We start from the raw sequence: 21,717 nt of genomic DNA on the forward strand, positions 1-21,717 counted from the left end.
TCGTCCGTCCCCGATCACCAAATCGCCGATCACTGATCACTGGTCCCCGATCACTGGTCTTCGATCACTGCTCTTCGATCACTTCGATCACTGACCACGATCCCCGACCGCGAGAAGACAGATGGCGGCCGTCCGGGAGCGCACGCCGACCGTGCTCCCGGCCGCACCCCACCGGTTGTGGCGGCACGAACGGCTAGGCTCGCGCCCAGACCGACGCCGTACCGCCGCAACCGGGAGACACCCACGATGGCCAAGAAGCGCCCCGCCGCGAAGTCCGCAAAGCCGCAGCTCAACAGCGGGGAGATCCCGGTGGTGGGCGCTCGCGAGCCCTGCCCCTGCGGCTCCGGGCGCCGGTACAAGGCCTGTCACGGCGCGGCCGCGGCACACGCCGTCACCGAGCACGTGGCCCGCCCGTTCGAAGGACTGCCCGGCGAGTGCGACTGGGTCGCGCTGCGCGAGCTCGTCCCCGCCGCCACCGTCCCGCTCACCCTCAAGGGCGGACTGCCCGAGGGCGTCCCCTCCGTCACGCTGGTGACCGTACTCCCGCTGGCCTCGCCGGCGCTGCGCCGCGAGGACGGCTCCGTCCTGCTCGGCCTGCAGAACGACTCGACCACCGGTGACCTCGCCCGGGACATGGCCGACACCCTGGAGCGTGCGCTCGCCGCCGAGCCGGGCACCGTCGTCTCCGCCCGCCGGGTTCCGGCCGAGGGTCCCCGACTTCAGGATCTCCTGTCCGCCGACGACGGTTTCGAGCCGGTTGTGCACAGCGGGTTCGAATTCTGGATTCCGGACGCGGAGAGCGCCCAGAACGCCTCGCCGGAGATCTCCGCCTCCCTGGAGCGTGCCAACGCGGCCGCCATCCCGACCGTCAAGCTGACCGGCGTGGACGCCGCCTACTGGTGCGAGACCCCGGACAAGAACCACCTGCGCTGGGTCATGCCGCACCCCGAGGAGAAGCTGCTCGACGCGCTCGCCCGGCTGCACGCGGCGGGTACCTCCTCGCTCGGCGAGGGCACCAAGCTCGTCGGCTCCTTCCGTGCGCACGGCCTGATGGTCCCCGTCTGGGACCTGCCCACCGGGGTCTCCGCGGAGGACGTGGAGAAGCCCGCCGCCGAGCTCGCGGAGCGGCTGGCCACGGCGCTCGCAACGGACGCGCCGCTGACCACGGAGGAGCGCCGGGCCCGCGGCGGTCTCACCAACCGCCAGGTGACGCTCAGCTGACACGACCCCCGGGGCCCGTTCGCGGGCCCCTCCGGGGTGGGTCACCGGTGACCTGTCATCGGTGACCGGTGTCACAACTCCCGCTAATCGCCTGCAAATCGGTGTCCGAATATCAGAGATCGAATTTGCGAACAGGCGATCTCTTGTTACGGTTCTTGTAGCCCGGTCGCTGGTGCATCCCCCGTCGCCAGCGACCGGGCCCTTGTTTTTCCGGTGACGTTCAACGGTCACCCGGTGCCGGTGAGTTGCTCCCGGACCGCAGGAGCAGCGCCCCTTCATCATCCGGAACTGCAAATTCCGCTACGGCCGAGTATCCGTCCGGCTTCCCGACCGATGCGTCCGCCGGCGTCTCGCACAATCCCGGCTCGTCGCCCGCACCGACCGCGCAGTGGATCTGCACCGTCCGGCCCGCCGGGCCCATCACCGTGAGCACCGCTTCCAGCGCGCGTCCGCTGGTGTTGCGGTAGTAGCTGCGCCCCCATGTCCAGCCCTCGCCGGACAGGACGCAGGTCTGCGCCTCCACCCCTTGCGGGGAAGACAGTTCGGGCCCGCAGCGCGCGTCCGTACGGGGCTGCTCGGCCGGACCCCGCTGGGCGGACTCCCCGGCGGATGCCGGCGTACGGGACCCGTCCGAGCCGGAACTCCCTCCCGGACCGGCGGAGTCGGATGAACCGGAGGAACCGGAGGAGTCCGAAGACCCGGAAGAGTCCGAGGAACCCGAGGGGAGCGGAGAGCCGGCGGACGAGTGGCCGAGGCCCAAGGTGGAGAGCAGCCCGCCGCCCTTTCCATCGCTCTGACCGGCGAAATCCGGCCCGGCGATCGCTCCGGCCAGCGGGAGCGACAAGATGATCAGCACACCGGCGCCGATACCGATCAGGCGGAGATTCATTCGCCGAACATAGCGACGCGGGAATGGGGCGCGGAGATCCCCGCGCCCAATTCCCTTGGAAACCCGTCTTGCTGGCACCCGTACGAGTGATCTGTCAGCGCACCGGACCCCGCACCGGACCCCGCACGGGAGAGCCCCCCAGCGCGTGAGACCGCCCGCGAGAGCCCTCAGCACCCTCAGTACGCGAGCCGGCTCCCGCCGCCGGACGCCCCGCTGCTCGCCTCCACCAATGCGTCCACGACCGCCTCCACCTCCGGCAGCCAGACCTCCCCGGTCGCCGCCGGCTCGCGCTCCCAGCGGACGTGACCGCCGCCGATCGCGGCGGAGGGCGGCAGCAGCAAGTACCCGCCCTCGCCGTGGAACCGCAGCGAGGAGGGCACGTGGTCCTTGGCGTAGAGGAGTTCGCCGAGCCGCTCCAGCGAGTACGGCGCCACCAGCAGCGACCACCGCGTGGGCGTGGCCACGACCGGCCCGAGCCGTAGCCCCTGCGCGTCCAGCCGTACGACGGCACGCGCGGCCGCCGCGGCGGGCAGGCTCACCGCGCAGGGCGCGGTCCCGCCGGTGGCCAGCAGCACCGGGGCCGCCGCCCGGTTGGTCCACCACCAGGCCACCATCCGCGGGTCGGTGGTGGCCGCGAGCAGCCCTGGGTCGAAGGGGTGCGCGCCGGGTACGACGCAGTCGGGGTCGGGGCAGGCGCACCGGGCACTGTCGGCGTGGGAGCGCCCGACACCCGGCAGAACGGGCCAGCCCCAGGTGGTCGCGCAGGTGAGGGCCGCGTCGAGGAGAGCCTGCGCGTCGCCCTGCGGCGGGGCGGGGCGCAGGGATTGCAAGCGATTGCGGAGCCGCTGGAGACGCCTTCCGAGGATCTCGCGCATGAGCGCTCGTTCCTTTCCGTTGAACGCCGAGGGCCACATCACACCATGTAAGCGGTGTTTCACCACACGTACACGTTTCGCGTCACTGTCCGCCTGAAGCAGGTTCACACGGTTCGTGCAGTTTTCTTACGGGTCCATGAAACGTCCGGCGAGGGCGGTACGCGACCCGGGACCGCGAGGGGGACGGCTGTCGTCGATGGGGACGACGGGCCGTGCCGGGCGGTTCCCGACGGGCGCCGGGCTGCCCCAACTGTCCCCGGGTGCAACCGATTACGTACCCGGACCGGCTGCTGGACTCGCCCAGTCGACCGCAAAAACCGTCCGCTTCCCGCTTTTTCCGGCCAAGTTCTAGCCCTGACCGGACAGTGAGTTGCCGTCCCACGGACACCAGGATTCCCACCTGGGCAATGCTGGACATCGCTCCTCGTGTGCGTGTAGATGTGGATTCATTGATAGCGGCGCAGCACGATCTGGGGGTTTGCGATGCTATATGGCGAATCGCACCAGCTGGAAAGGCGGACGCCATGAGCGCCCCGCATCTGCCGAAAGTGGCTGGAATCGATCCAGCTGTCACAGCGTCCCCGCACACTGTGGCGCCCACAACGGTGCCCACGGCCACACCCGCACGCCCGGCCCACGCTCCGGCGCAGGCCCCCGCCGCGAGCTCGGTCATCCAGGACCGCCTCGCGGGCATGGTCTCCGACCTCACGACCCTCCACGAACTCACCGAGCGGCTCGCCCGCGCCAGTGACCTGACCTCCTCCCTCCAGGAATTCCTGCGCGCCGGAGCGGCCCTCGTCGGCGCACGGCGCGGCCTGATCGTCCTGGAGCCCTCCGACGGGCTCGGTCCCACCACCACGATCGGCCTCGGCCTCGGCCACGCCGACCTGGGCCACATCGAGACGGTGCCGCGCAGCGCCACCTCGTACGGCCGCATCCTCGACGGACTGCCCGACGCCCACGGCGGCTCCGAGGTCCTCCCCGAACCCGGCACCCCCGCCGGCACCGCCGGGTACGCCACTCCCGTGGACCCCCGTCACCGGGAGGTCGCCGCCCGGCTCGGCTACGCCGCCAGCTACGCGCTGCCGCTGACCGCGGAGGCCACCGGCAGGCTCGGCGCGGCCGTCTGGCTCTACGACGAGCAGGCCGAGCCCAGCGACCGCCAGCGCGACCTGGCCGGGCTGTACGTCCGGCACGCCGCCGAGCACCTGGCCCGGATGCTGGAGGTGGAGCGCTCACGCTCCAGCCTGGCCACCGTCGCCGAGGAACTGCTGCCCAGCCGGCTTCCCCGGATCCCCGGGGTCCAGCTCGCCGCCCGGCACCACACCGGCCCGCACGGCGGCGGCGACTGGTACGACGCGCTGCCGCTGCCCGAGGGCGCCCTCGGGCTGGCCGTCGGCTCCGTCACCGGCTCCGGCCCCAGCGCCGTCGCCGCGATGGGCCGGCTGCGGGCCTCGCTGCGCGCGTACGCCGTCATGGAGGGCGAGGACCCCGTCGCCGTCCTGTCCGACCTGGAGCTGCTGCTGCGCCTGACCGAGCCCGCGCGCTCGGCGACCGCGCTCTTCGCCTACTGCGAGCCCGTCGGGGGCTCGGGCGGCCCGGGGCGGAAGATCATCCTGGCCGGGGCGGGGCACACCCCGCCGCTGCTGATCGGGGAGCGGCGCACCGAGTACGTGGAGACCACCCTCTCCGCGCCGCTGGGAATGCTGTCCTGCTGGGAGGCGCCGAGCGTGGAGATCGAGCCCGCACCCGGAGAAACGGTGCTGCTCTACACGGACGGCCTGCTCAGGCGGACCGGGGACCCGATGGACCGGGCGTACGCGCGGCTGCACGCCGCCGCCGCGGGAGTCCCCCGTAGCGCCCGCGAGGACCCGGCCGCCATCTGCGACCACATCCTGCGGACGGTGCTGCCCGAGGGCGACGGGGCCGCTTCGGCCTCGCCCGCGGACGCCTCCGAGGACATCGTGCTGCTCGCGGCACGGTTCGAATGACGGCGCGGGGCGAGTGACGGCGCGGGGCGAGTCACGGCGCGGGCCGAATGACACGGGCCGGGTGACCCGGTTTGGCGTATTTGTCACACGACCCGCCGGGGGACGTCCGCTCACACATACGATGGATGAGGTCCATACCCGGTCCGTGTCCGTCGTACTGAGGAGAAGACGTGGCTGACGAGCTCACCCCGGAGACCCCGGAAGAAGAGCAGCCCAAGAAGAAGCACAAGCAGCGCAAGAACGGGCTGTACCCGGGTGTCAGCGAGGAGCTCGCGCAGAGCATGCGCACCGGCTGGGCCGACACCGAGCTGCACGGACTGGAGCCGATCGCCCAGGCCGCGCACACCGCCGCCCGCCGCTCCGCGCTGTCCAGGCACTTCCCTGGCGAGCGCCTCGTCGTGCCCGCCGGCCGGCTGAAGACCCGCTCGAACGACACGGAGTACCCCTTCCGCGCCTCGACCGAGTACGCCTACCTCACCGGTGACCAGACCGAGAACGGCGTCCTGGTCCTGGAGCCCGCGGGGGAGACCGGCCACACCGCCAGCGTCTACCTGCTGCCCCGCTCCGACCGCGAGAACGGCGAGTTCTGGCTCTCCGGCAGCGGCGAGCTGTGGGTCGGCCGCCGCCACTCCCTCGCCGAGGCCGAGCAGCTGCTGGGCCTGCCCGCCAAGGACGTGCGCAAGCTCGCCGAGGAGCTGGCCGAGGCCGAGGGCCCGGTCCGTCACGTCCGTGGTCACGACTCCGTCATCGAGACCGCCCTGACCGACAAGGTCACCAAGGAGCGCGACGAGGAACTGCGCGTCTACCTCTCCGAGGCCCGCGCCGTGAAGGACGCGTTCGAGATCGGCGAGCTGCAGAAGGCCGTCGACTCCACCGTCCGCGGCTTCGAGGACGTCGTGAAGGTGCTCGACAAGGCCGAGGCCACCTCCGAGCGCTACATCGAGGGCACTTTCTTCCTGCGCGCCCGCGTCGAGGGCAACGACGTCGGCTACGGCTCCATCTGCGCCGCCGGCCCGCACGCCTGCACCCTGCACTGGGTCCGCAACGACGGCGACGTCCGTTCCGGCGACCTGCTGCTGCTGGACGCCGGTGTGGAGACCCACTCCCTCTACACCGCCGACGTCACGCGCACGCTGCCGATCAGCGGCACGTACACCGACATCCAGCGCAAGATCTACGACGCGGTGTACGAGTCCCAGGAAGCCGGCATCGCCGCCGTCAAGCCGGGCGCGAAGTTCCGCGACTTCCACGACGCCTCGCAGCACGTGCTCGCCGAGAAGCTCGTCGAGTGGGGCCTGCTGGAGGGCCCGGTCGAGCGCGTACTGGAGCTCGGCCTGCAGCGCCGCTGGACCCTGCACGGCACCGGCCACATGCTCGGCATGGACGTCCACGACTGCGCCGCCGCGCGCACCGAGGCGTACGTCGACGGCACGCTGGAGCCGGGCATGTGCCTCACCGTCGAGCCCGGTCTGTACTTCCAGGCCGACGACCTGACCGTGCCGCAGGAGTACCGCGGCATCGGCGTCCGGATCGAGGACGACATCCTGGTCACCGAGGACGGCAACCGGAACCTGTCGGACGGGCTGCCCCGCACCTCGGACGACGTCGAGGCGTGGATGGCGCGCCTCAAGGGCTGACGGCCCGGCTCAGGCCAGCGCTCGCTGACGCACGCCAAGGCACCCCAACGGACGCCAACGGACGCCAACGGACGCCAACGGACGCCAACGCCGATGGGCGGAACCCCTCGAGGGGTTCCGCCCATCGGCGCGTCTAGGAGACCTTCAGGAGCGAGTCGTCCCGCCACTTCAGCATCTTGTCGAAGCTGACCACCGCGCCGCGGCCCGGCCGGTTGCGGAAGCGGACGTGGTCGGCGAGCTCCTCGATCAGGTGCAGGCCCCGGCCGTGCTCGGCCAGGGACGGTCTGCGGCGGGCCACCGTCGCGGGCGGGAACCCGGGACCCGAATCGCTCACCTCGATGCGGCAGCGGTCACCGTCCAGATAGGCCGTGACGTGGTACGCCCCGGTCCCTTCCGGAGGTCTTCCGTCCGGGACTCCGCCGCGGGGGAGGGCCTCGCAGCCACCGTGTTCCACCGCGTTCGCGCACGCCTCGCTCAGCGCCACCGACAGATCGAAGGAGATGTCCGGGTCCACCCCCGCGGTCTCCATCGTTCCCAGCAGCAGCCGCCTGGCCAGGGGCACACTCGCTGCTTCGCGCCTCAAGTGGAGAGACCACCAGATGCTCATACGGTTACCTATTGCCGCTCATGGCGGTGAGTAAGCCCCCGAGGGCGCACAGAGCCCTCATTCGGCCGATGTGACACTCCCGGGCGGGGGTGTATGCGGCCGTACGGGTGCCGCGGGCGGGCAGTCCGTGCGCGGGAACGCAAAGCGTCTGTCGCACCTGCCGTATGGGGCGTCCGGGTCCAGTGCGATGATGACCGGGCCATGACTGCCCCCCACGCGATGCAGGCCGGATCCGGCCTCAGGCTGATCCGGGCCGCGGTGTTCACCGCGGTCTGTGTCGTGCTGTCCGCGGTCGGGCACGCGCTGGCCTCCTGCGCGACGGTGCCCTGGTGGTCCCTCTGCGCCGGATTCCTCGCCGTCTTCGCGGTCGCGGCCCCCCTCGCGGGACGCCGCCGTTCGCTCCCCGGCATCGCCGCCGCGCTGGCGGGCGGACAGCTCGCCCTGCACACGCTGTTCGGCCTCGGCCAGCACGCCGCCCCGGCGCACGGCGGCGCCTCCCCGGACACCTCGCTCGCGGCGCTGGCCGCCAAGCTGGTGTGCGGGGGCAACTCCGTTCCACTCGGTCCGGCGGATGCCCGGCGGATCCTGGAGAGCGCCGGACTGGACCCGGACGCCGTGGCCGCGCAGGCCGGGGCACCGGGGCATCCGGTCCACGCCCACATGGGGCAGGGCCTCGTGGAGCCGGCCGGCGAGCTGGTCGGCCTGCTCAGCCCCGCGATGCTCATCGGGCACCTGCTGGCCGCGCTCACCGCCGGCTGGCTGCTCGGTCGCGGCGACGCCGCGCTGTTCCGTCTCCTCGAACTGTCCAGGCTCTCCTCCGAAGCCGGCCCGGTACGCCCGCTGCGTGCCGCGCTGGCCTACGTACGGGCCCTCGGCGCGGGTCTGCCGCGTACACCGGTCCGTACCCCGCGTGCGGCCGGGAACTGCGCGGGCTCCGCGGCCTCCACGGGGCGGGACGCGCTCCAGCACACGGTGATCAGGCGCGGGCCGCCCACGGCGTTCGCCCTCGCAGCCTGAAGCGGCACCTTTCCCTCCCCCGGGACATACGACGGGAGCACCGGTGCCGCGAACTCCGTGCGCGCCGCGCGCGGAGCCACCGTCACCACAGCTTCCGTGGAGTTTCTGCCATGAAGACCTCTCGCGTCTCCCTCGCCGCCGCCCTCGCCGCCGGTTCCGTCCTCCTCCTCTCCGGCACCGCCTTCGCCCACGTCGGCGTGCAGCCCGGCGAAGCCGCCAAGGGCAGCTACGCGACCATCAACTTCAAGGTCCCCAACGAGCGCGACGCCGCCTCGACCACCCAGCTCGAGGTCAACTTCCCGGTCGACCAGCCGCTGTCCTCCGTCATGCCGCAGGACATCCCCGGCTGGACCGTGAACGTGGAGAAGACCAAGCTCGACAAGCCGCTCACCGTGCACGGCAAGCAGATCAACGAGGCCGTCACCAAGGTGACCTGGTCGGGCGGCAAGATCGAGCCCGGCAAGTTCCAGCAGTTCCCGCTCTCCCTCGGCAAGCTGCCCGACAACGCCGACAAGATGGTCTTCAAGGCGATCCAGACCTACGACAACGGCGAGGTCGTCCGCTGGATCGAAGAGACCAAGGAAGGCGCCGCGGAACCGCAGAACCCGGCGCCCGTCCTGAAGCTGACCGCGGCTCCGGCCGCGGGTGACGACCACCACGACGACGACGCGACGACGACGGACGGCGACAAGAACGGCGCCGCCGGCCACGAAGGCCACGCCGAGGCCGCCAAGAGCGGTTCCGACACGACCGCGCGTGCCCTGGGCATCGCCGGCATCGTCATCGGACTCGGTGGCGTGGCCTTCGGCGTCGCCTCGCGCCGTCGCACTTCCTGACCTGCCGATCCCGCGCGTCCGGCCGGCCGCCGTGGCCGGCCGGGGCCGCGGATCCACCCGTACCACCCCCGAAACTCAGGGACATTCCCATGCGCACCACACGTGTGACGCTCGCCGCCCTCGTGACGGCGGGCGCCCTCGCCCTCACCGCCTGCGGCGGTGAACCGGCCAACACCGGCAAGGTCACCCAGATCAGCGAGGGCCAGGCGAAAGCCGGCGCCGCGACCGTGCTCGACCGCCCCTTCGACAAGCCGGACGTCGTCCTCACGGACACCACCGGCAAGCCGTGGAACCTGCGCGAGCAGACCAAGGGCAAGCCGACGCTCATCTACTTCGGCTACACCAACTGCCCCGACGTGTGCCCCCTGACGATGAGCAACATCGCCGTCGCCAAGAAGGCACTTCCCAAGGCCGACCAGGACAAGCTCCAGGTCGTCTTCGTCACCACCGACCCCGAACGGGACACTCCCGAATCCCTCGGCGCGTGGCTCAAGGCCCAGGACCCGGCATTCACCGGGCTGACCGGGGACTTCGCCACCATCCAGGCCACCGCGCGCACGCTCGGCATCGGTATCGAGGCCGCCAAGAAGGACGCCGACGGCAACGTCGTCTCCATGCACGGCGCCCAGGTCATCGCTTTCTCGCCCAGGACCGACGAGGGATACCTCCTCTACGGCGAGGGCGCCACCGTCGATGACTACACCAAGGACCTGCCGAAGATCGTCAAGGGGGAGAACCCGTGAACGCCCGCACCACCCGCACCCTCGCCGCCGCCCTCTCCCTGACGGCCGCACTCGCCATATCCGGGTGTTCCTCGGACTCCGGCGCCGACGCCGACGCCGCCGACGCCAAGCCGGAACTGACGGTCAGCGGCGGCTACATGCCGGAGCCCGTCAACGACAAGATGGCCGGTGCGTTCATGGTCATCAAGAACGGCTCCAAGACGGCCGACAAGCTGACCGGTGTCACGAGCCCGCTCTCCGACGATCTGCAGATCCACGAGACCAAGGATCAGAAGATGCAGCAGGTGCGGTCCATGGACGTGCCCGCGAACGGCGAGCTCAAGCTGGAACGCGGTGGCAGCCACGTCATGTTCATGGGGCTCAAGAACACCCCCAAGGTCGGCGAGAAGGTCACCGTCGAGCTGCGCTTCGAGAAGTCCTCCCCGATCAAGGTCGAGCTGGACGTCAAGGAGCGGACGTACAAGGCCGACAACTCCACCGCCCACTGACGGACCGAGGGACTGACACGCCATGACGGCCACCGCCCCGACCCCATCCACGGCCCGCGTCCGCGCCACGGCACTTCTGCCGCGGCTCTCGCTGGTCCTCGCGGCCCTGCTGGCGGCCTTCTTCGCCACGGCCACCCCGGCCGCGGCGCACGCCGCGCTCACCGCGAGTGACCCCGCGGACGGGGAGGTGGTCGCCACGGCACCCGCCCAGGTCTCGCTCTCCTTCTCGGAGGGGGTCGCCATGAACGGCGACTCCATCCGCGTCCTGGACCCCCGGGGCACCCGCGTCGACACCGGTGAACTGCGCAACCTCTGCAGCGGGAACACCATCCGCTACGGCACCGCCCTGCGTCCGGGGCTGCCCGACGGCACGTACACGGTCGCCTGGCAGGCCATATCCGCCGACAGCCACCCGGTTTCCGGCGCCTTCACCTTCTCCGTCGGATCTCCCTCGGAGACCGCCGTCACGCTGCCCTCGCGGGCCGCGGGCGACGGGCCCGTCGCCATCGCCTACGGCATCGCGCGCTACGTGGCCTACGCCGGGTTCGCGGTGCTCGTCGGCGCCGCGGCGTTCATCCTGCTGTGCTGGCGCCGGGGCGCGGCCGAGCGGTCGATGCAGAGGCTGGTCGTACGGGCCTGGGTCGCGCTCACCGTGGCCACCCTCGCGATGCTGATGCTCCGCAACCCGTACACCGGGTCCGGGAACTTCGCCGACGCCTTCGACCTCGCCGGGCTGAAGAGCGTCCTGGAGACCAAGTCCGGCGCCTCGCTCGTCTCGCGGCTGCTCCTGCTCGGCGCGGCCGCGCTGTTCATCACCGTCCTGTTCGGGTCCTACGCCCGGCGCCACCGGAGCGCGGAGGCCTCGGAGGCCTCGGCCGCTTCGGGCTCGTCTGATACCTCGGGCTCCTCTGACGCCTCTGACGCCTCTGACTCTGCGGACGCCAAGGAGGAGAGCGACCTCGTCTTCGGGCTCGGCATCGGCGGGACCGTCGTGGCCGCCGGCATCGCCGCCACCTGGGCGCTGTCGGAGCACGCCTCCACCGGCATCCAGCCGGCCATCGCCATGCCCGCCGACATCCTGCACCTGCTGGCCGTCGCCACCTGGCTCGGCGGACTCACCGCACTGCTCGTCGCGCTCCACAAGGTCCCCGGGATCGAGCGCGGGGCCATCCGGCGCTTCTCCACCGTCGCCTTCACCAGCGTTCTGGTACTGGCGGCCACCGGCACCTACCAGTCCTGGCGTCAGGTCGGCAGCTGGTCCGCCCTGACCGGGACCGACTACGGGCGGCTGTTGCTCGTCAAGATCGGCCTCGTCGGGATCGTCGTCGCCATCGCCTACGTCTCCCGGAAGTGGACCTCCCGCCTCGGAGCGGGTCCGGACGCGAAGGCCGCCGAAGGCGAGGAGGACTCCGATGTTTCACGTGAAACATCGGACGTGTCCGCCGCCAGTGCCACCACCACGGCCGTCGCCGGGAGCGGAGCCGAGGCCGCCGACCCCCGGCGCGCGGCGCAGCTCGCCCGCCAGAGTGCCGCCCGGCGCAACGCGCGGGAGAAGCAGGCGCGCGACGCGGACCCGGACCGCGCGGGCCTGCGCCGGTCCGTACTCGCCGAGGCGGGTGTCGCCGTGGTCCTGCTGGCCGTCACCACCGTCCTCACCAGCACCGAGCCCGGACGCGCCGCGGAGCTGGAGACCGGTCGCGGCTCCAACGCCGCCGCCGTTCCCGATCGCGCGGTCAAGATCACGCTGCCCTTCGACACCGGCGGCCAGAACGGCAAGGGCTTGATCCGGCTCCAGCTGGACCCGGGCCGCGTCGGCGCGAACTCGCTCCACGTGTGGGCCGAGAGTCCCGAGGGGAATCCCCTCGAGCTCCCCGAGATCAAGGTCTCGTTCACCCTGGAGGCCAAGGAGATCGGCCCGCTGCCGGTCGTCCCCGAGCAAGCCGCCCGCGGCCACTGGAGCGCGTCGGGCGTCCAGCTCCCGCTGCCCGGCGACTGGCGGATCGACGTGACCGTCCGCACCTCCGACATCGACCAGACGACCGTCCAGAAGAACGTGAAGATCGGCTGACCAGCGTGACCCAGAACCACGAGACCACCGACACCGCCGGGGGCACCACGGGCCACCCCGGCATCGAGATCTCCCGGCGCCGGCTCCTCGGCACCGTCGGCGCCGCGGGCGCCACCGGGCTCGCCCTCGGCGCCACGGGCGGCGCCCTGGTGCACTCCGCGGTGTCCGGTTCCGGGGCGGCCGGTTCCGCCGGTGCCCCGGCCGCCCTCGGCGCCACGCGGGTCGCCTTCCACGGGGACCACCAGGGCGGGATCACCACGCCCCTCCAGGCCAAGGGCCACGTCCTCGCCTTCGACCTGGCACCCGGCGCGGGCCGTACCGAGGCCGCCGCCCTGATGCGCCGCTGGTCCGATACGGCCCGGCGGCTGACGGCCGGCGAGACCGCGCCGGTCGCCGACAGCGGGATCGCCCTCGACGCCGGGCCGTCGTCCCTCACCGTCACCTTCGGCTTCGGCCACTCCTTCTTCGAGCGCACCGGGCTCACCACCCGCCGTCCCGCCGCCCTCGACCCGCTGCCGGACTTCTCCTCCGACCGGCTGGACCCCCAGCGCAGCAACGGCGATCTCTGGGTCCAGATCGGCGCCGACGACGCGCTGGTCGCCTTCCACGCGTTGCGCGCCCTGCAGAAGGACGCCGGGGAGGCGGCGAAGCTCCGCTGGCAGATGAACGGCTTCAACAGGTCTCCCGGTGCCACCGCCGGGGCCGTCACCGCCCGCAACCTCATGGGTCAGGTCGACGGCACCAACAATCCCAAGCCCGCCGAGGCCGACTTCGACAAGCGGATCTTCGTCCCGGGCACGGTGCCCCCGGAGCACGCCTGGATGGCCGGGGGCTCGTACGCCGTCGTCCGCCGCATCCGCATGCTGCTCGACCACTGGGACCAGCAGTCACTGGCCCAGCAGGAGCAGGTCATCGGCCGTACGAAGGCCACGGGCGCCCCGCTGACCGGTGGCGACGAGACCACCGCCATGGCCCTCGACAAGATCGGCGCGGACGGCAAGCCGGTCATCCCCGCCAACGCCCACGCCCGGATCTCCGCGCCCGCGCAGAACGGCGGGGCCGCCATGCTCCGGCGCCCCTTCTCCTTCCACGACGGGATCGCGGCTGACGGAACCCCCGACGCGGGGCTCCTCTTCATCTGCTGGCAGGCCGATCCGGCGCGCGGTTTCGTCCCCGTCCAGCGCAAGCTCGACCGTGGCGACGCCCTGTCGGAGTTCATCCGGCACGAGTCCAGCGGCCTGTACGCGGTACCCCCCGGGGCGCAGGCCGGGGAGTACGTGGGGCAGCGGCTGCTCGAGGGATGAACAGCTCAGGTGGCCCCAGGGCCCCGGCATTAGGCTGATCGCATGTCGGCCACCCGCTTCACCTATCTCGGTCCCGAGGGCACGTTCACCGAAGCCGCCCTCCGCACACTGCCCGAAGCCGCCACCCGGGAGCTCGTCCCGATGGTCTCGGTCCCGGCCGCCCTGGATGCCGTGCGCAACGGCGAGGCCGCGGCCGCCCTGGTCCCGATCGAGAACTCGGTGGAGGGCGGGGTCACCTCGACCCTCGACGAGCTGGCGTCCGGCGTACCGCTGATGATCTACCGCGAGGTACTGCTCCCGATCGCCTTCGCGCTGCTGGTGCGACCGGGGACCGCGCTGTCGGACGTCAAGACCGTCACCGGACACCCGGTCGCGCAGCCGCAGGTCCGCAACTGGCTGCGGGCGAACCTGCCCGACGCGCTGTGGGAGTCGGCCGCCTCCAACGCCGACGGGGCCCGGCTGGTCCAGGAGGGCCGCTTCGACGCCGCGTTCGCGGGGGAGTTCGCGGCTGCCACGTACGGGCTGGTCCCGCTGGTCACCGAGATCCACGACGCGCAGAACGCGGAGACCCGCTTCGTGCTCGTGGGCCGGCCCGCCCGGCCGGCCGCACCCACCGGCGCCGACAAGACCTCGGTCGTGCTGTGGCTCGGCGACGACCGTCCCGGCGCGCTGCTGGAGCTGCTCCAGGAGTTCGCCGTCCGCGGGGTGAACCTGATGCTGATCCAGTCCCGGCCGACGGGCGAGGGGATCGGCAACTACTGCTTCGCCGTGGACGCCGAGGGGCACATCTCCGACCGCCGGGTGGGCGAGGCGCTCATGGGCCTCAAGCGCACCTGCCCCCAGGTCCGGTTCCTCGGCTCGTACCCGCGCGCCGGTGTCGCTCAGGGTGACGTCCAGGCCGCACGGCCCGGGACCTCGGACGGCGACTTCACGGCGGCCTCGGACTGGCTGACGCGCTGCCTCGACGGGCGTCCGTAACGCTCCGTCCACTGTCCACAGAGTTATCCACAGGCGCAGATGCAGACCTGGGGACAAGTCGACACAGCAACACGACAAGGTCGATAAATCGGTCGGGTGGCGCAGGTTTCGCGCTGGCGAGCGGGAGGTGAACGGCGTCACCCCCGCATCACCGATCAACCCTTTGGGGCGAGCCATTCCCACCCGAATGAGTGTGTGAGGGTGGTTTGAACCCTGATTGAGCCCGCTCGCTCCATAGTCGGGATTGATCTATTCCTGTGTCCACAGATGCGGCGCACAGCCTGTGGATAAGCCGGTGCCGCCGGGAATTCCTGTGGACAAGGAAGACCCTCCAGCCCTGCTCAGAGGCCGCCCGTTCGCTGGGGGTGTGCCCCTTTTCGGGGAATGGGACCTCTTTTATCGACCCTTGCGGAAGGGTCGGTTCCAGCCGCCCCCCGGCAGTTTTCCATTCGCGGCAATTGGGACAAAGTGACACGCAGCGTGATATCGGTGCGCTCCCGGGAAGCCCGGCCCGGTAGCCTGGAGGGGTGATTGACCTCCGGCTGCTCCGTGAAGACCCTGACCGTGTCCGCGCCTCGCAGCGCGCCCGTGGAGAGGACGTCGCGCTCGTCGACGCACTGCTCTCCGCCGACGAGCGCCGCAGGTCCTCCGGCATGCGATTCGACGAACTCCGCAACGAGCAGAAGTCTCTCGGCAAGCTCATCCCCAAGGCCTCTCCGGAGGAGCGGGCGGAGCTGCTGAAGAAGGCCGATCAGCTCAAGCAGGACGTCAAGGCCGCCGAGGCCGAGCAGAACGAGGCGGACGAAGCCGCCAGGCAGCTGCTCCTGCGGCTCGGCAACATCGTCCACACCGATGTGCCCGTCGGCGGCGAGGAGGACTTCGTCGTCCTCGAGACGCACGGCACCATCCGCGACTTCGGCGCCGAGGGCTTCGAGCCCAAGGACCACCTGGAGCTGGGCGAGTCCCTGGGCGCCATCGACGTCGAGCGCGGCGCCAAGGTGTCCGGCTCGCGCTTCTACTACCTCACCGGTGTCGGCGCCCTGCTCGAGCTCGCGCTCGTCAACGCGGCCATCGCACAGGCCACCGAGGCCGGCTTCATCCCGATGCTCACCCCCGCGCTGGTCCGCCCGCGCGCCATGGAGGGCACCGGCTTCCTCGGCCAGGCCGCGGAGAACGTGTACCACCTGGAGAAGGACGACTACTACCTGGTCGGCACCTCCGAGGTCCCGCTCGCCGCGTACCACATGGACGAGATCATCGACGCGGACAAGCTGCCGCTGCGCTACGCCGGCTTCTCCCCGTGCTTCCGCCGCGAGGCCGGCACGTACGGCAAGGACACCCGCGGCATCTTCCGCGTCCACCAGTTCGACAAGGTCGAGATGTTCTCCTACGTCGCACCGGAGGAGGCCGAGGCCGAGCACCAGCGGCTCCTGGACTGGGAGAAGCAGTGGCTGACCAGCCTGGAACTGCCGTTCCAGGTGATCGACGTCGCCACCGGCGACCTGGGCTCCTCCGCCTCCCGCAAGTTCGACTGCGAGGCGTGGATCCCCACCCAGGGCAAGTACCGCGAGCTGACCTCCGCCTCGAACTGTGACGGATTCCAGGCCCGCCGCCTGTCGATCCGCTACCGCGACGGCAAGAAGACCGCACCCCTGTCCACCCTGAACGGAACGCTGTGCGCCGTGCCGCGCACGATCGTCGCGATCCTGGAGAACCACCAGCAGGCCGACGGTACGGTCCGGGTCCCCCCGGTGCTCCGTCCCTACCTGGGCGGTCGCGAAATCCTGGAGCCGATCACCAAGTGAGCACGGCCCCGTTCCCGTACAAGCTCGTCGCGACCGACCTCGACGGGACGCTGCTGCGCGGCGACGACACCGTCTCGGAACGCACCCGTGAGGCGCTCGTCGCGGCCACCGCGGCGGGCGCCGCGCACATCATCGTCACCGGCCGCGCCGTGCCGTGGACCCGGCACGTCCTCGACGACCTCGGCTACAAGGGCATCGCGGTCTGCGGCCAGGGCGCACAGGTCTACGACGCGGGCGCGCACCGGCTGCTGACCTCGGTGACCCTGGACCGGAAACTGGCCGCGCTGGCGCTGGAGAAGCTCGAGGCCGAGGTGGGCCCGCTGGCGCTGGCCGCCAGCCGGGACGGAGTCGAGGGCGAGGTGCTCTTCGGCCCCGGCTACCAGGTCCAGGAGGGGCTTCCCGCGCTCTACCTGGAGGACACCTCCGAGGTGTGGGCGGCTCCGCTGAACAAGCTGTACATCCAGCACCCCGAGCTGGACGAGGACGCCCTCGTCCAGGCGGCCCAGCAGACCGTGGGCAGTCTGGTCGGCGTCGTCATGGCCGGTCCGGGCATCGTGGAGATCCTGCCGCTGGGGCTGAGCAAGGCCACCGGTCTCTCGCTGGCCGCACGCCGGCTGGGAGTGAAGGCGGCCGAGACGATCGCCTTCGGCGACATGCCCAACGACATCCCGATGTTCGGCTGGGCCGCTCACGGGGTGGCCATGGCCAACGCCCACGCGGAGCTCAAGTCGGTGGCCGACGAGGTGACCACCTCCAACGAGGAGGACGGCATCGCCGTGGTCCTGGAGCGTCTGCTGGGCGCCGCGTAGCCGGACGCACCGTACAGGGAAGGTCCGGAACGGCCCGCGCCGCGAAGCGCGCTCGAAGTGGCTGTTCCGGACCTTCTTGTTGTTCCCCGCACGGCTCACTCTGCCCCCCGCCGCACGCCTCGTACCAGTGAATTTCCGTGTGACGGCCGTGGCTTCGGCGGCTTCGGGAGCCTGGGGTGGGGATGCCGGGTCAGCGGCCAGGCGAGCAGACCGACGGCGAGCGCGATGACGTGGCCGAGGTCGGTGAAAGTGCCGTCGGTGATGAGCGGGAGCCCGAAGAAGGCCAGGGAACCGGCGAGGTAGAGGAAGCGCCAGAGGCCGGGGAGGCGGTAGGTGAGCACCCCGACGGCGGCCGCCAGACCGTAGCTCACGCCGATGTCCACGACGTGGACCATGCTGCGCGGGGCTCGGTTGTCCTGGATGGCCATCAGGACCACCCTCTGGCTCACCAGGGTGGCCGTGATGTGGCCGGTCGCCACGATCACCAGCCAGCGCAGGGTGCCGAGCCAGCGTTCGACGTTGGCGTGGAAGACCTCGAAGAGCACCGCGTACAGGGGGAGCGAGGCCGGATCCTCGATCCAGAAGGCGCTGCTGAGCAGTGCGCGCATGGGGTGCCGCGCGAGCTCGTGGATATTGCTGCTGTTGCGGTGGAGCAGGACGTGTTCGAGGTGGTCGGGCACGATCACGACCACGATGCTGGTGACGGCGATGATCAGCAGCCAGATGTGAGTGCCGGGCGCGGACCGTATCCAGGACCGTACTGGCCTGGACGGCTCGGGCTCGTGGTGCTCGATCATGCCCCGATGATCCCGCGCGAAGCTGTGCCCCGCCTGGCCGGTGGGCCGGGCGGGGCACTGTTTCACGTGAAACATCCCAGAGGGACGCCGTGGCGCGGAGTCTGCCGTGGGTTCTACTCCTCGCCCGCCAGGGTGAGGCGGCGGAGCTTCTGCCCGGCGTAGAAGGTGGCGCCCACGGTGACGGCGACGAGCAGGACCACCGCGGTGGGCAGCCCGACGGTGGCGTCCACGTACCCCTCGCCGGCGACCTTCTGCGCGAGGGCCAGCGCCCACTGCTGGACGCTGAGGGTCTTGGCCCCGTCGACGAGGCTGCCGAACAGCGACTCCCAGATCAGCGCGTAGACCAGGCCGAAGACGACCGCGTGGCGGCTGACGGTGCCCAGCAGCAGGAACAGCGCGCTGTAGGCGATCGAGGCGATGAGGGCGGCGACGGTGTAGGCGACGGCGATCTGCTGGCCGTTGCCGTTGAGGATGTAGCCGGCGATCAGGGTGGGGATCGCGGAGAAGACCATGGTGACGGCGATCGCGACGATCAGCTTCGTCATGATGATCGTCGGGCGCTTCACCGGCTTGGAGAGCAGGTAGACGATCGAGCCGTCGTCGATCTCCGGGCCGATGGCGCCGGTGCCGGCGATGACGCCGATCAGGGGGACCATCGTGGCCAGGGCGAAGCCGCCGAGGAGATCGGCGGCGACCCGGTCGTCCATGCCGGTGAAGGCGCGGACGACGATGGAGATGACGATCAGCAGGGCGGGCAGCGCGAAGAGGATCAGCGCGCGGCGCCGGCCGAGCAGGGCCCGGTAGGTGAGCCGGGCGACGGTGGGGTTGTACATGGGTGCCAGCTCCTTCAGGCCGTGACGAGGTAGGAGAAGACCGACTCGAGGGACTCGTCGGAGGGCGAGACCGTCAGCAGCCGGATGCCGTGCTCGCGGGCGACCCGCGGCAGCAGCTCGGTGAAGCGCCCGAAGTCGACGGCCTGGATGCGCAGGGCGCCTTCCTTCAGGTCGACCTCGATCCCGGCGGTGGACGGGTCGGCGATCAGGGCCGCTGCGAGGACCCGGTCGTCGGAGGAGCGGACGAGGTAGCGGTGCGGGCGGTCCGTCATCAGGCGGCGGATCTTGCGGAAGTCGCCGGAGGCGGCGTGCCGGCCGGCGACGACCACCTCGATGTGGGAGGCGAGCTGTTCGACCTCCTCCAGGATGTGCGAGGAGAACAGCACGGTGCGGCCGTCGTCGCCCATACGCCGCAGCAGGTCCATGAGCTGCATGCGCTGGCGCGGGTCCATGCCGTTGAACGGCTCGTCGAGCAGGAGCACCGACGGGTCGTGGACCAGGGCGGAGGCCATCTTCACGCGCTGGCGCATGCCCTTGGAGTACGTGGAGATCTTGCGGTCCTGCGCGTACTCCATCTCGACCGTGGCCAGGGCGCGCTGGGCGGCCGCATCGTCGAGCCCGTGCAGTTCGGCGTTGGCCACGACGAACTCGCGTCCGGTGAGGAAGTCGTACATGGCCTCGCGCTCGGGCACGACGCCGATCTGCTTGTAGACCTGCTCGTTGCGCCAGATCGCCGTGCCGTCGAGGGTGACGGTGCCCGTGGATGGGGCGAGGAAGCCGCCCATCATGTTGATGAGGGTGGACTTGCCCGCGCCGTTGGGGCCCAGCAGGCCGGTGACTCCGGGACCGATGCGCATGGTCACGTCGTTGACGGCGACGACGTTCCCGAACCAGCGGGAAGTGTGGTCGATGTCGATGATGGTCACAGCCCGGCCTTCCGGTAGCGGGCCATCAGGGCGGCGTAGGAGCCGGCGATGAGGCCGAGGATGACGAGCAGGTAGAGGACGCCGACGGCGGTGGAGGGGGGCTCCTGGCCGGGGAAGGCGGAGGTGGCGCCGAGGAACGAGGCCTGGAGCCCGTCGATGAGCGTGATCGGGGAGAACAGCCCCAGCCACTGGACGACGTCGGGCGAGCCGGTGCTGTTGGCGATGCCCTGGACGGCCGTGACCGCGCCGAAGGGGATCAGGAGCACGGCGATGATGGCGGCGACGCCGAAGCCTCGGCGCGGGGTGAGCGCGGCCATGACCAGGCCGAGGCCGGAGAAGAGGAGCGACAGCAGGAGTACCGACACGAGTGCCTGCCCGAATCCCTTGGTCTGGTCGCCGAAGTCGAACTTCGCCAGCAACGAGCCGATGTACATGATCACCAGCGGGCTGGCGGTGAGGATGAACAGCGCCGAGGCCATCGCCGCGAACTTGGCGACCACGTAGTCGACGCGCTCGATCGGCCGCGAGAAGTACAGCGGCACCGTCTTGAAGCGCAGGTCGCGGGAGACCGACTGGGGCGCCTGCGAGGCGAGGTAGAGGCCGATGATCACCTGCGTGGTCAGGGCGTACGTCGTGTACTTGATCGGCAGTTCGGTGGAGCCGGGCACGGCGATCGCGACCGCTACGAGGATCAGCGCGGGCACGCACATCACCGCGAAGAGCAGCATCGGGAGCACCTTGGACTTGGCCGAGCGGCCCAGTCCGTAGGCGCCGCGCAGGGACTGCGAGAACAGCGACTTGCGGGCGTAGGCGCGGCCGAGCCGGGAGCCGTCGTAGGACCGGTAGCCGATGTTGTGGATCTGGGTCGAGGTGTCAGGCGCCATCGGAACCGGCTCCCTTCTGCTGGGTGGCGTACTGGGCTGCGGCCGCGGCGGCCGCGTTGTCGCTGTCGCGGAAGACCTCCGCGATGTGGTGGCGTCGCTGCTCCATGCGGACCAGGCCGATGCCGAGGTCGGCCACGGTGTCGCGGACGGTGTCGTACGTGGCCTCGCCGGTGGCCTCGACCAGGAGGATGTGGCCGGCGCCGGGCAGGCCCTGCTCCTCTCCCGCGTGCAGCGTGACGCCCGCCTCGGTGAGCGCCTTGCGCAGGGCGGCGGTGCCGTCCGGGTGGGCGTCGGAGTCGGTGACCTCGACCGCGAGGGTCGTCGTGGTCTGCGTGAAGTCGCTGGTGGAGCTGGAGCGCAGCAGCTTGCCGCCGTCGACGACCACGACGTGGTCGCAGGTCCGCTCCAACTCTCCGAGCAGGTGGGAGGTGACCAGGACCGAGATGCCGAAGTCGGTGTAGACGCGGCGGATCAGGCCCAGCATCTCGTCGCGGCCGACCGGGTCGAGACCGTTGGTGGGCTCGTCGAGGAGGACCAGCTGGGGGTCGTGGACCAGCGCCTGGGCGAGCTTGACGCGCTGCTTCATGCCGGTGGAGTAGCCGCCGATGGGGCGGTAGCGCTCCTCGTACAGCCCCACGTGGCGCAGGGTGTCCGCGGTGCGCTCGCGCGCCGCGGTCGGCGGGAGCCCGGACATGCGCGCCATGTGCACGACGAACTCGGTGGCCGAGACGTCGGGGGGCAGGCAGTCGTGTTCGGGCATGTAGCCGACGCGTTCGCGGATCGCGCTGCCGTGGGTGGCGACGTCGAGTCCGAGCACCGCGGCGGTGCCCTCGGTGGCGGGGGAGAGTCCCAGCAGAATCTTGATCAGCGTGGACTTGCCGGCTCCGTTGGCGCCCACGAGCCCGGTCACTCCGGGGCCGATGTCCAGGGAGAGCCGGTCGAGGGCGGTCACTCGGGGGTACCGCTTGCTCAGGCTTTCGGTCGCGATGACTGTCACGTGGACGACGTT

At 71.1% G+C, this 21,717-nt stretch carries 20 protein-coding genes; 12 read left to right on the forward strand and 8 right to left on the reverse strand.

Going from position 1 to position 21,717, the window contains the following annotated elements:
* Positions 1–246 precede the first annotated feature (246 nt).
* Positions 247–1,221 carry a DUF5926 family protein gene (locus tag OG904_RS14045; protein ID WP_405490795.1) on the forward strand — a complete coding sequence of 325 codons (975 nt, stop codon included), beginning with the start codon at positions 247–249 and terminating at the stop codon, positions 1,219–1,221.
* A 220-nt stretch (positions 1,222–1,441) separates the two neighbouring features.
* Here the strand turns inward: OG904_RS14045 and OG904_RS14050 are convergent, their stop codons facing one another.
* Positions 1,442–2,110, reverse strand: coding sequence for a hypothetical protein (locus OG904_RS14050; protein WP_405490797.1), 669 nt, complete (start codon positions 2,108–2,110; stop codon positions 1,442–1,444).
* Positions 2,111–2,286: 176 nt separating this feature from the next.
* Positions 2,287–2,985: a bifunctional DNA primase/polymerase gene (locus OG904_RS14055; RefSeq protein WP_405490799.1), complete on the reverse strand. Its 699-nt coding sequence runs from the start codon at positions 2,983–2,985 to the stop codon at positions 2,287–2,289.
* Between the two features lie 407 nt (positions 2,986–3,392).
* Between OG904_RS14055 and OG904_RS14060 the strand changes: the two genes are divergently transcribed.
* Complete coding sequence (locus OG904_RS14060; RefSeq protein WP_405490801.1) at positions 3,393–4,976, forward strand: PP2C family protein-serine/threonine phosphatase; 1,584 nt, start codon at positions 3,393–3,395, stop codon at positions 4,974–4,976.
* Positions 4,977–5,146: 170 nt separating this feature from the next.
* Positions 5,147–6,613, forward strand: a complete 1,467-nt coding sequence (locus tag OG904_RS14065; protein WP_405490803.1) for an aminopeptidase P family protein — start codon at positions 5,147–5,149, stop codon at positions 6,611–6,613.
* Between the two features lie 133 nt (positions 6,614–6,746).
* On the opposite strand, the gene OG904_RS14070 is transcribed toward OG904_RS14065, so the two are convergent.
* The gene (locus tag OG904_RS14070) at positions 6,747–7,220 is read right to left on the reverse strand and encodes an ATP-binding protein (protein ID WP_405490805.1); all 474 of its coding nucleotides are present in this window, start codon (positions 7,218–7,220) and stop codon (positions 6,747–6,749) included.
* 201 nt (positions 7,221–7,421) lie between these two features.
* Here OG904_RS14070 and OG904_RS14075 point away from each other — a divergent pair, with 201 nt between their 5' ends.
* From OG904_RS14075 to OG904_RS14115, 9 genes are all read left to right on the forward strand, one after another.
* Positions 7,422–8,237 (forward strand): hypothetical protein, encoded by an 816-nt coding sequence (locus tag OG904_RS14075; protein WP_405490807.1) that lies wholly within the window; start codon positions 7,422–7,424, stop codon positions 8,235–8,237.
* Between the two features lie 110 nt (positions 8,238–8,347).
* A complete protein-coding gene (locus OG904_RS14080; protein ID WP_405490809.1) occupies positions 8,348–9,073 on the forward strand; it encodes a YcnI family protein in 726 nt (241 codons plus the stop codon).
* Between the two features lie 89 nt (positions 9,074–9,162).
* Positions 9,163–9,816, forward strand: coding sequence for an SCO family protein (locus OG904_RS14085; RefSeq protein ID WP_405490811.1), 654 nt, complete (start codon positions 9,163–9,165; stop codon positions 9,814–9,816).
* Positions 9,813–10,304 carry a copper chaperone PCu(A)C gene (locus OG904_RS14090; RefSeq protein WP_405490813.1) on the forward strand — a complete coding sequence of 164 codons (492 nt, stop codon included), beginning with the start codon at positions 9,813–9,815 and terminating at the stop codon, positions 10,302–10,304. Before OG904_RS14085 ends, OG904_RS14090 begins: the two co-directional genes overlap by 4 nt.
* 22 nt (positions 10,305–10,326) lie before the next feature.
* Positions 10,327–12,372, forward strand: coding sequence for a copper resistance CopC/CopD family protein (locus OG904_RS14095; protein WP_405490815.1), 2,046 nt, complete (start codon positions 10,327–10,329; stop codon positions 12,370–12,372).
* Between the two features lie 5 nt (positions 12,373–12,377).
* Entirely contained in the window at positions 12,378–13,676 is a 1,299-nt protein-coding gene (gene efeB / locus OG904_RS14100) for an iron uptake transporter deferrochelatase/peroxidase subunit (protein WP_405490817.1), read from the forward strand.
* Positions 13,677–13,718: 42 nt separating this feature from the next.
* Positions 13,719–14,654: a prephenate dehydratase gene (gene pheA / locus OG904_RS14105; protein WP_405490819.1), complete on the forward strand. Its 936-nt coding sequence runs from the start codon at positions 13,719–13,721 to the stop codon at positions 14,652–14,654.
* A 527-nt stretch (positions 14,655–15,181) separates the two neighbouring features.
* Complete coding sequence (serS, locus tag OG904_RS14110; protein WP_405490821.1) at positions 15,182–16,459, forward strand: serine--tRNA ligase; 1,278 nt, start codon at positions 15,182–15,184, stop codon at positions 16,457–16,459.
* On the forward strand, positions 16,456–17,268 hold the full coding sequence (locus tag OG904_RS14115; RefSeq protein WP_405490824.1) for an HAD family hydrolase: 813 nt from the start codon (positions 16,456–16,458) through the stop codon (positions 17,266–17,268). The genes serS and OG904_RS14115 overlap by 4 nt, the downstream gene beginning before the upstream one ends.
* 95 nt (positions 17,269–17,363) lie before the next feature.
* Here the strand turns inward: OG904_RS14115 and OG904_RS14120 are convergent, their stop codons facing one another.
* The 5 genes from OG904_RS14120 to OG904_RS14140 form a co-directional block, all read right to left on the reverse strand.
* Positions 17,364–18,065 carry a rhomboid-like protein gene (locus OG904_RS14120; protein ID WP_405490826.1) on the reverse strand — a complete coding sequence of 234 codons (702 nt, stop codon included), beginning with the start codon at positions 18,063–18,065 and terminating at the stop codon, positions 17,364–17,366.
* Between the two features lie 113 nt (positions 18,066–18,178).
* Positions 18,179–18,898, reverse strand: coding sequence for an ABC transporter permease (locus OG904_RS14125; RefSeq protein WP_405490828.1), 720 nt, complete (start codon positions 18,896–18,898; stop codon positions 18,179–18,181).
* 14 nt (positions 18,899–18,912) lie between these two features.
* A complete protein-coding gene (locus tag OG904_RS14130) occupies positions 18,913–19,824 on the reverse strand; it encodes an ABC transporter ATP-binding protein (RefSeq protein WP_405490830.1) in 912 nt (303 codons plus the stop codon).
* Positions 19,821–20,708, reverse strand: coding sequence for an ABC transporter permease subunit (locus OG904_RS14135; RefSeq protein WP_405490832.1), 888 nt, complete (start codon positions 20,706–20,708; stop codon positions 19,821–19,823). Before OG904_RS14135 ends, OG904_RS14130 begins: the two co-directional genes overlap by 4 nt.
* Positions 20,698–21,705 (reverse strand): ABC transporter ATP-binding protein, encoded by a 1,008-nt coding sequence (locus tag OG904_RS14140; protein WP_405490834.1) that lies wholly within the window; start codon positions 21,703–21,705, stop codon positions 20,698–20,700. Before OG904_RS14140 ends, OG904_RS14135 begins: the two co-directional genes overlap by 11 nt.
* Positions 21,706–21,717 lie beyond the last annotated feature (12 nt).

It is taken from the genome of Streptomyces sp. NBC_00096, assembly GCF_045041305.1.
Taxonomy (GTDB): Bacteria; Actinomycetota; Actinomycetes; order Streptomycetales; family Streptomycetaceae; genus Streptomyces.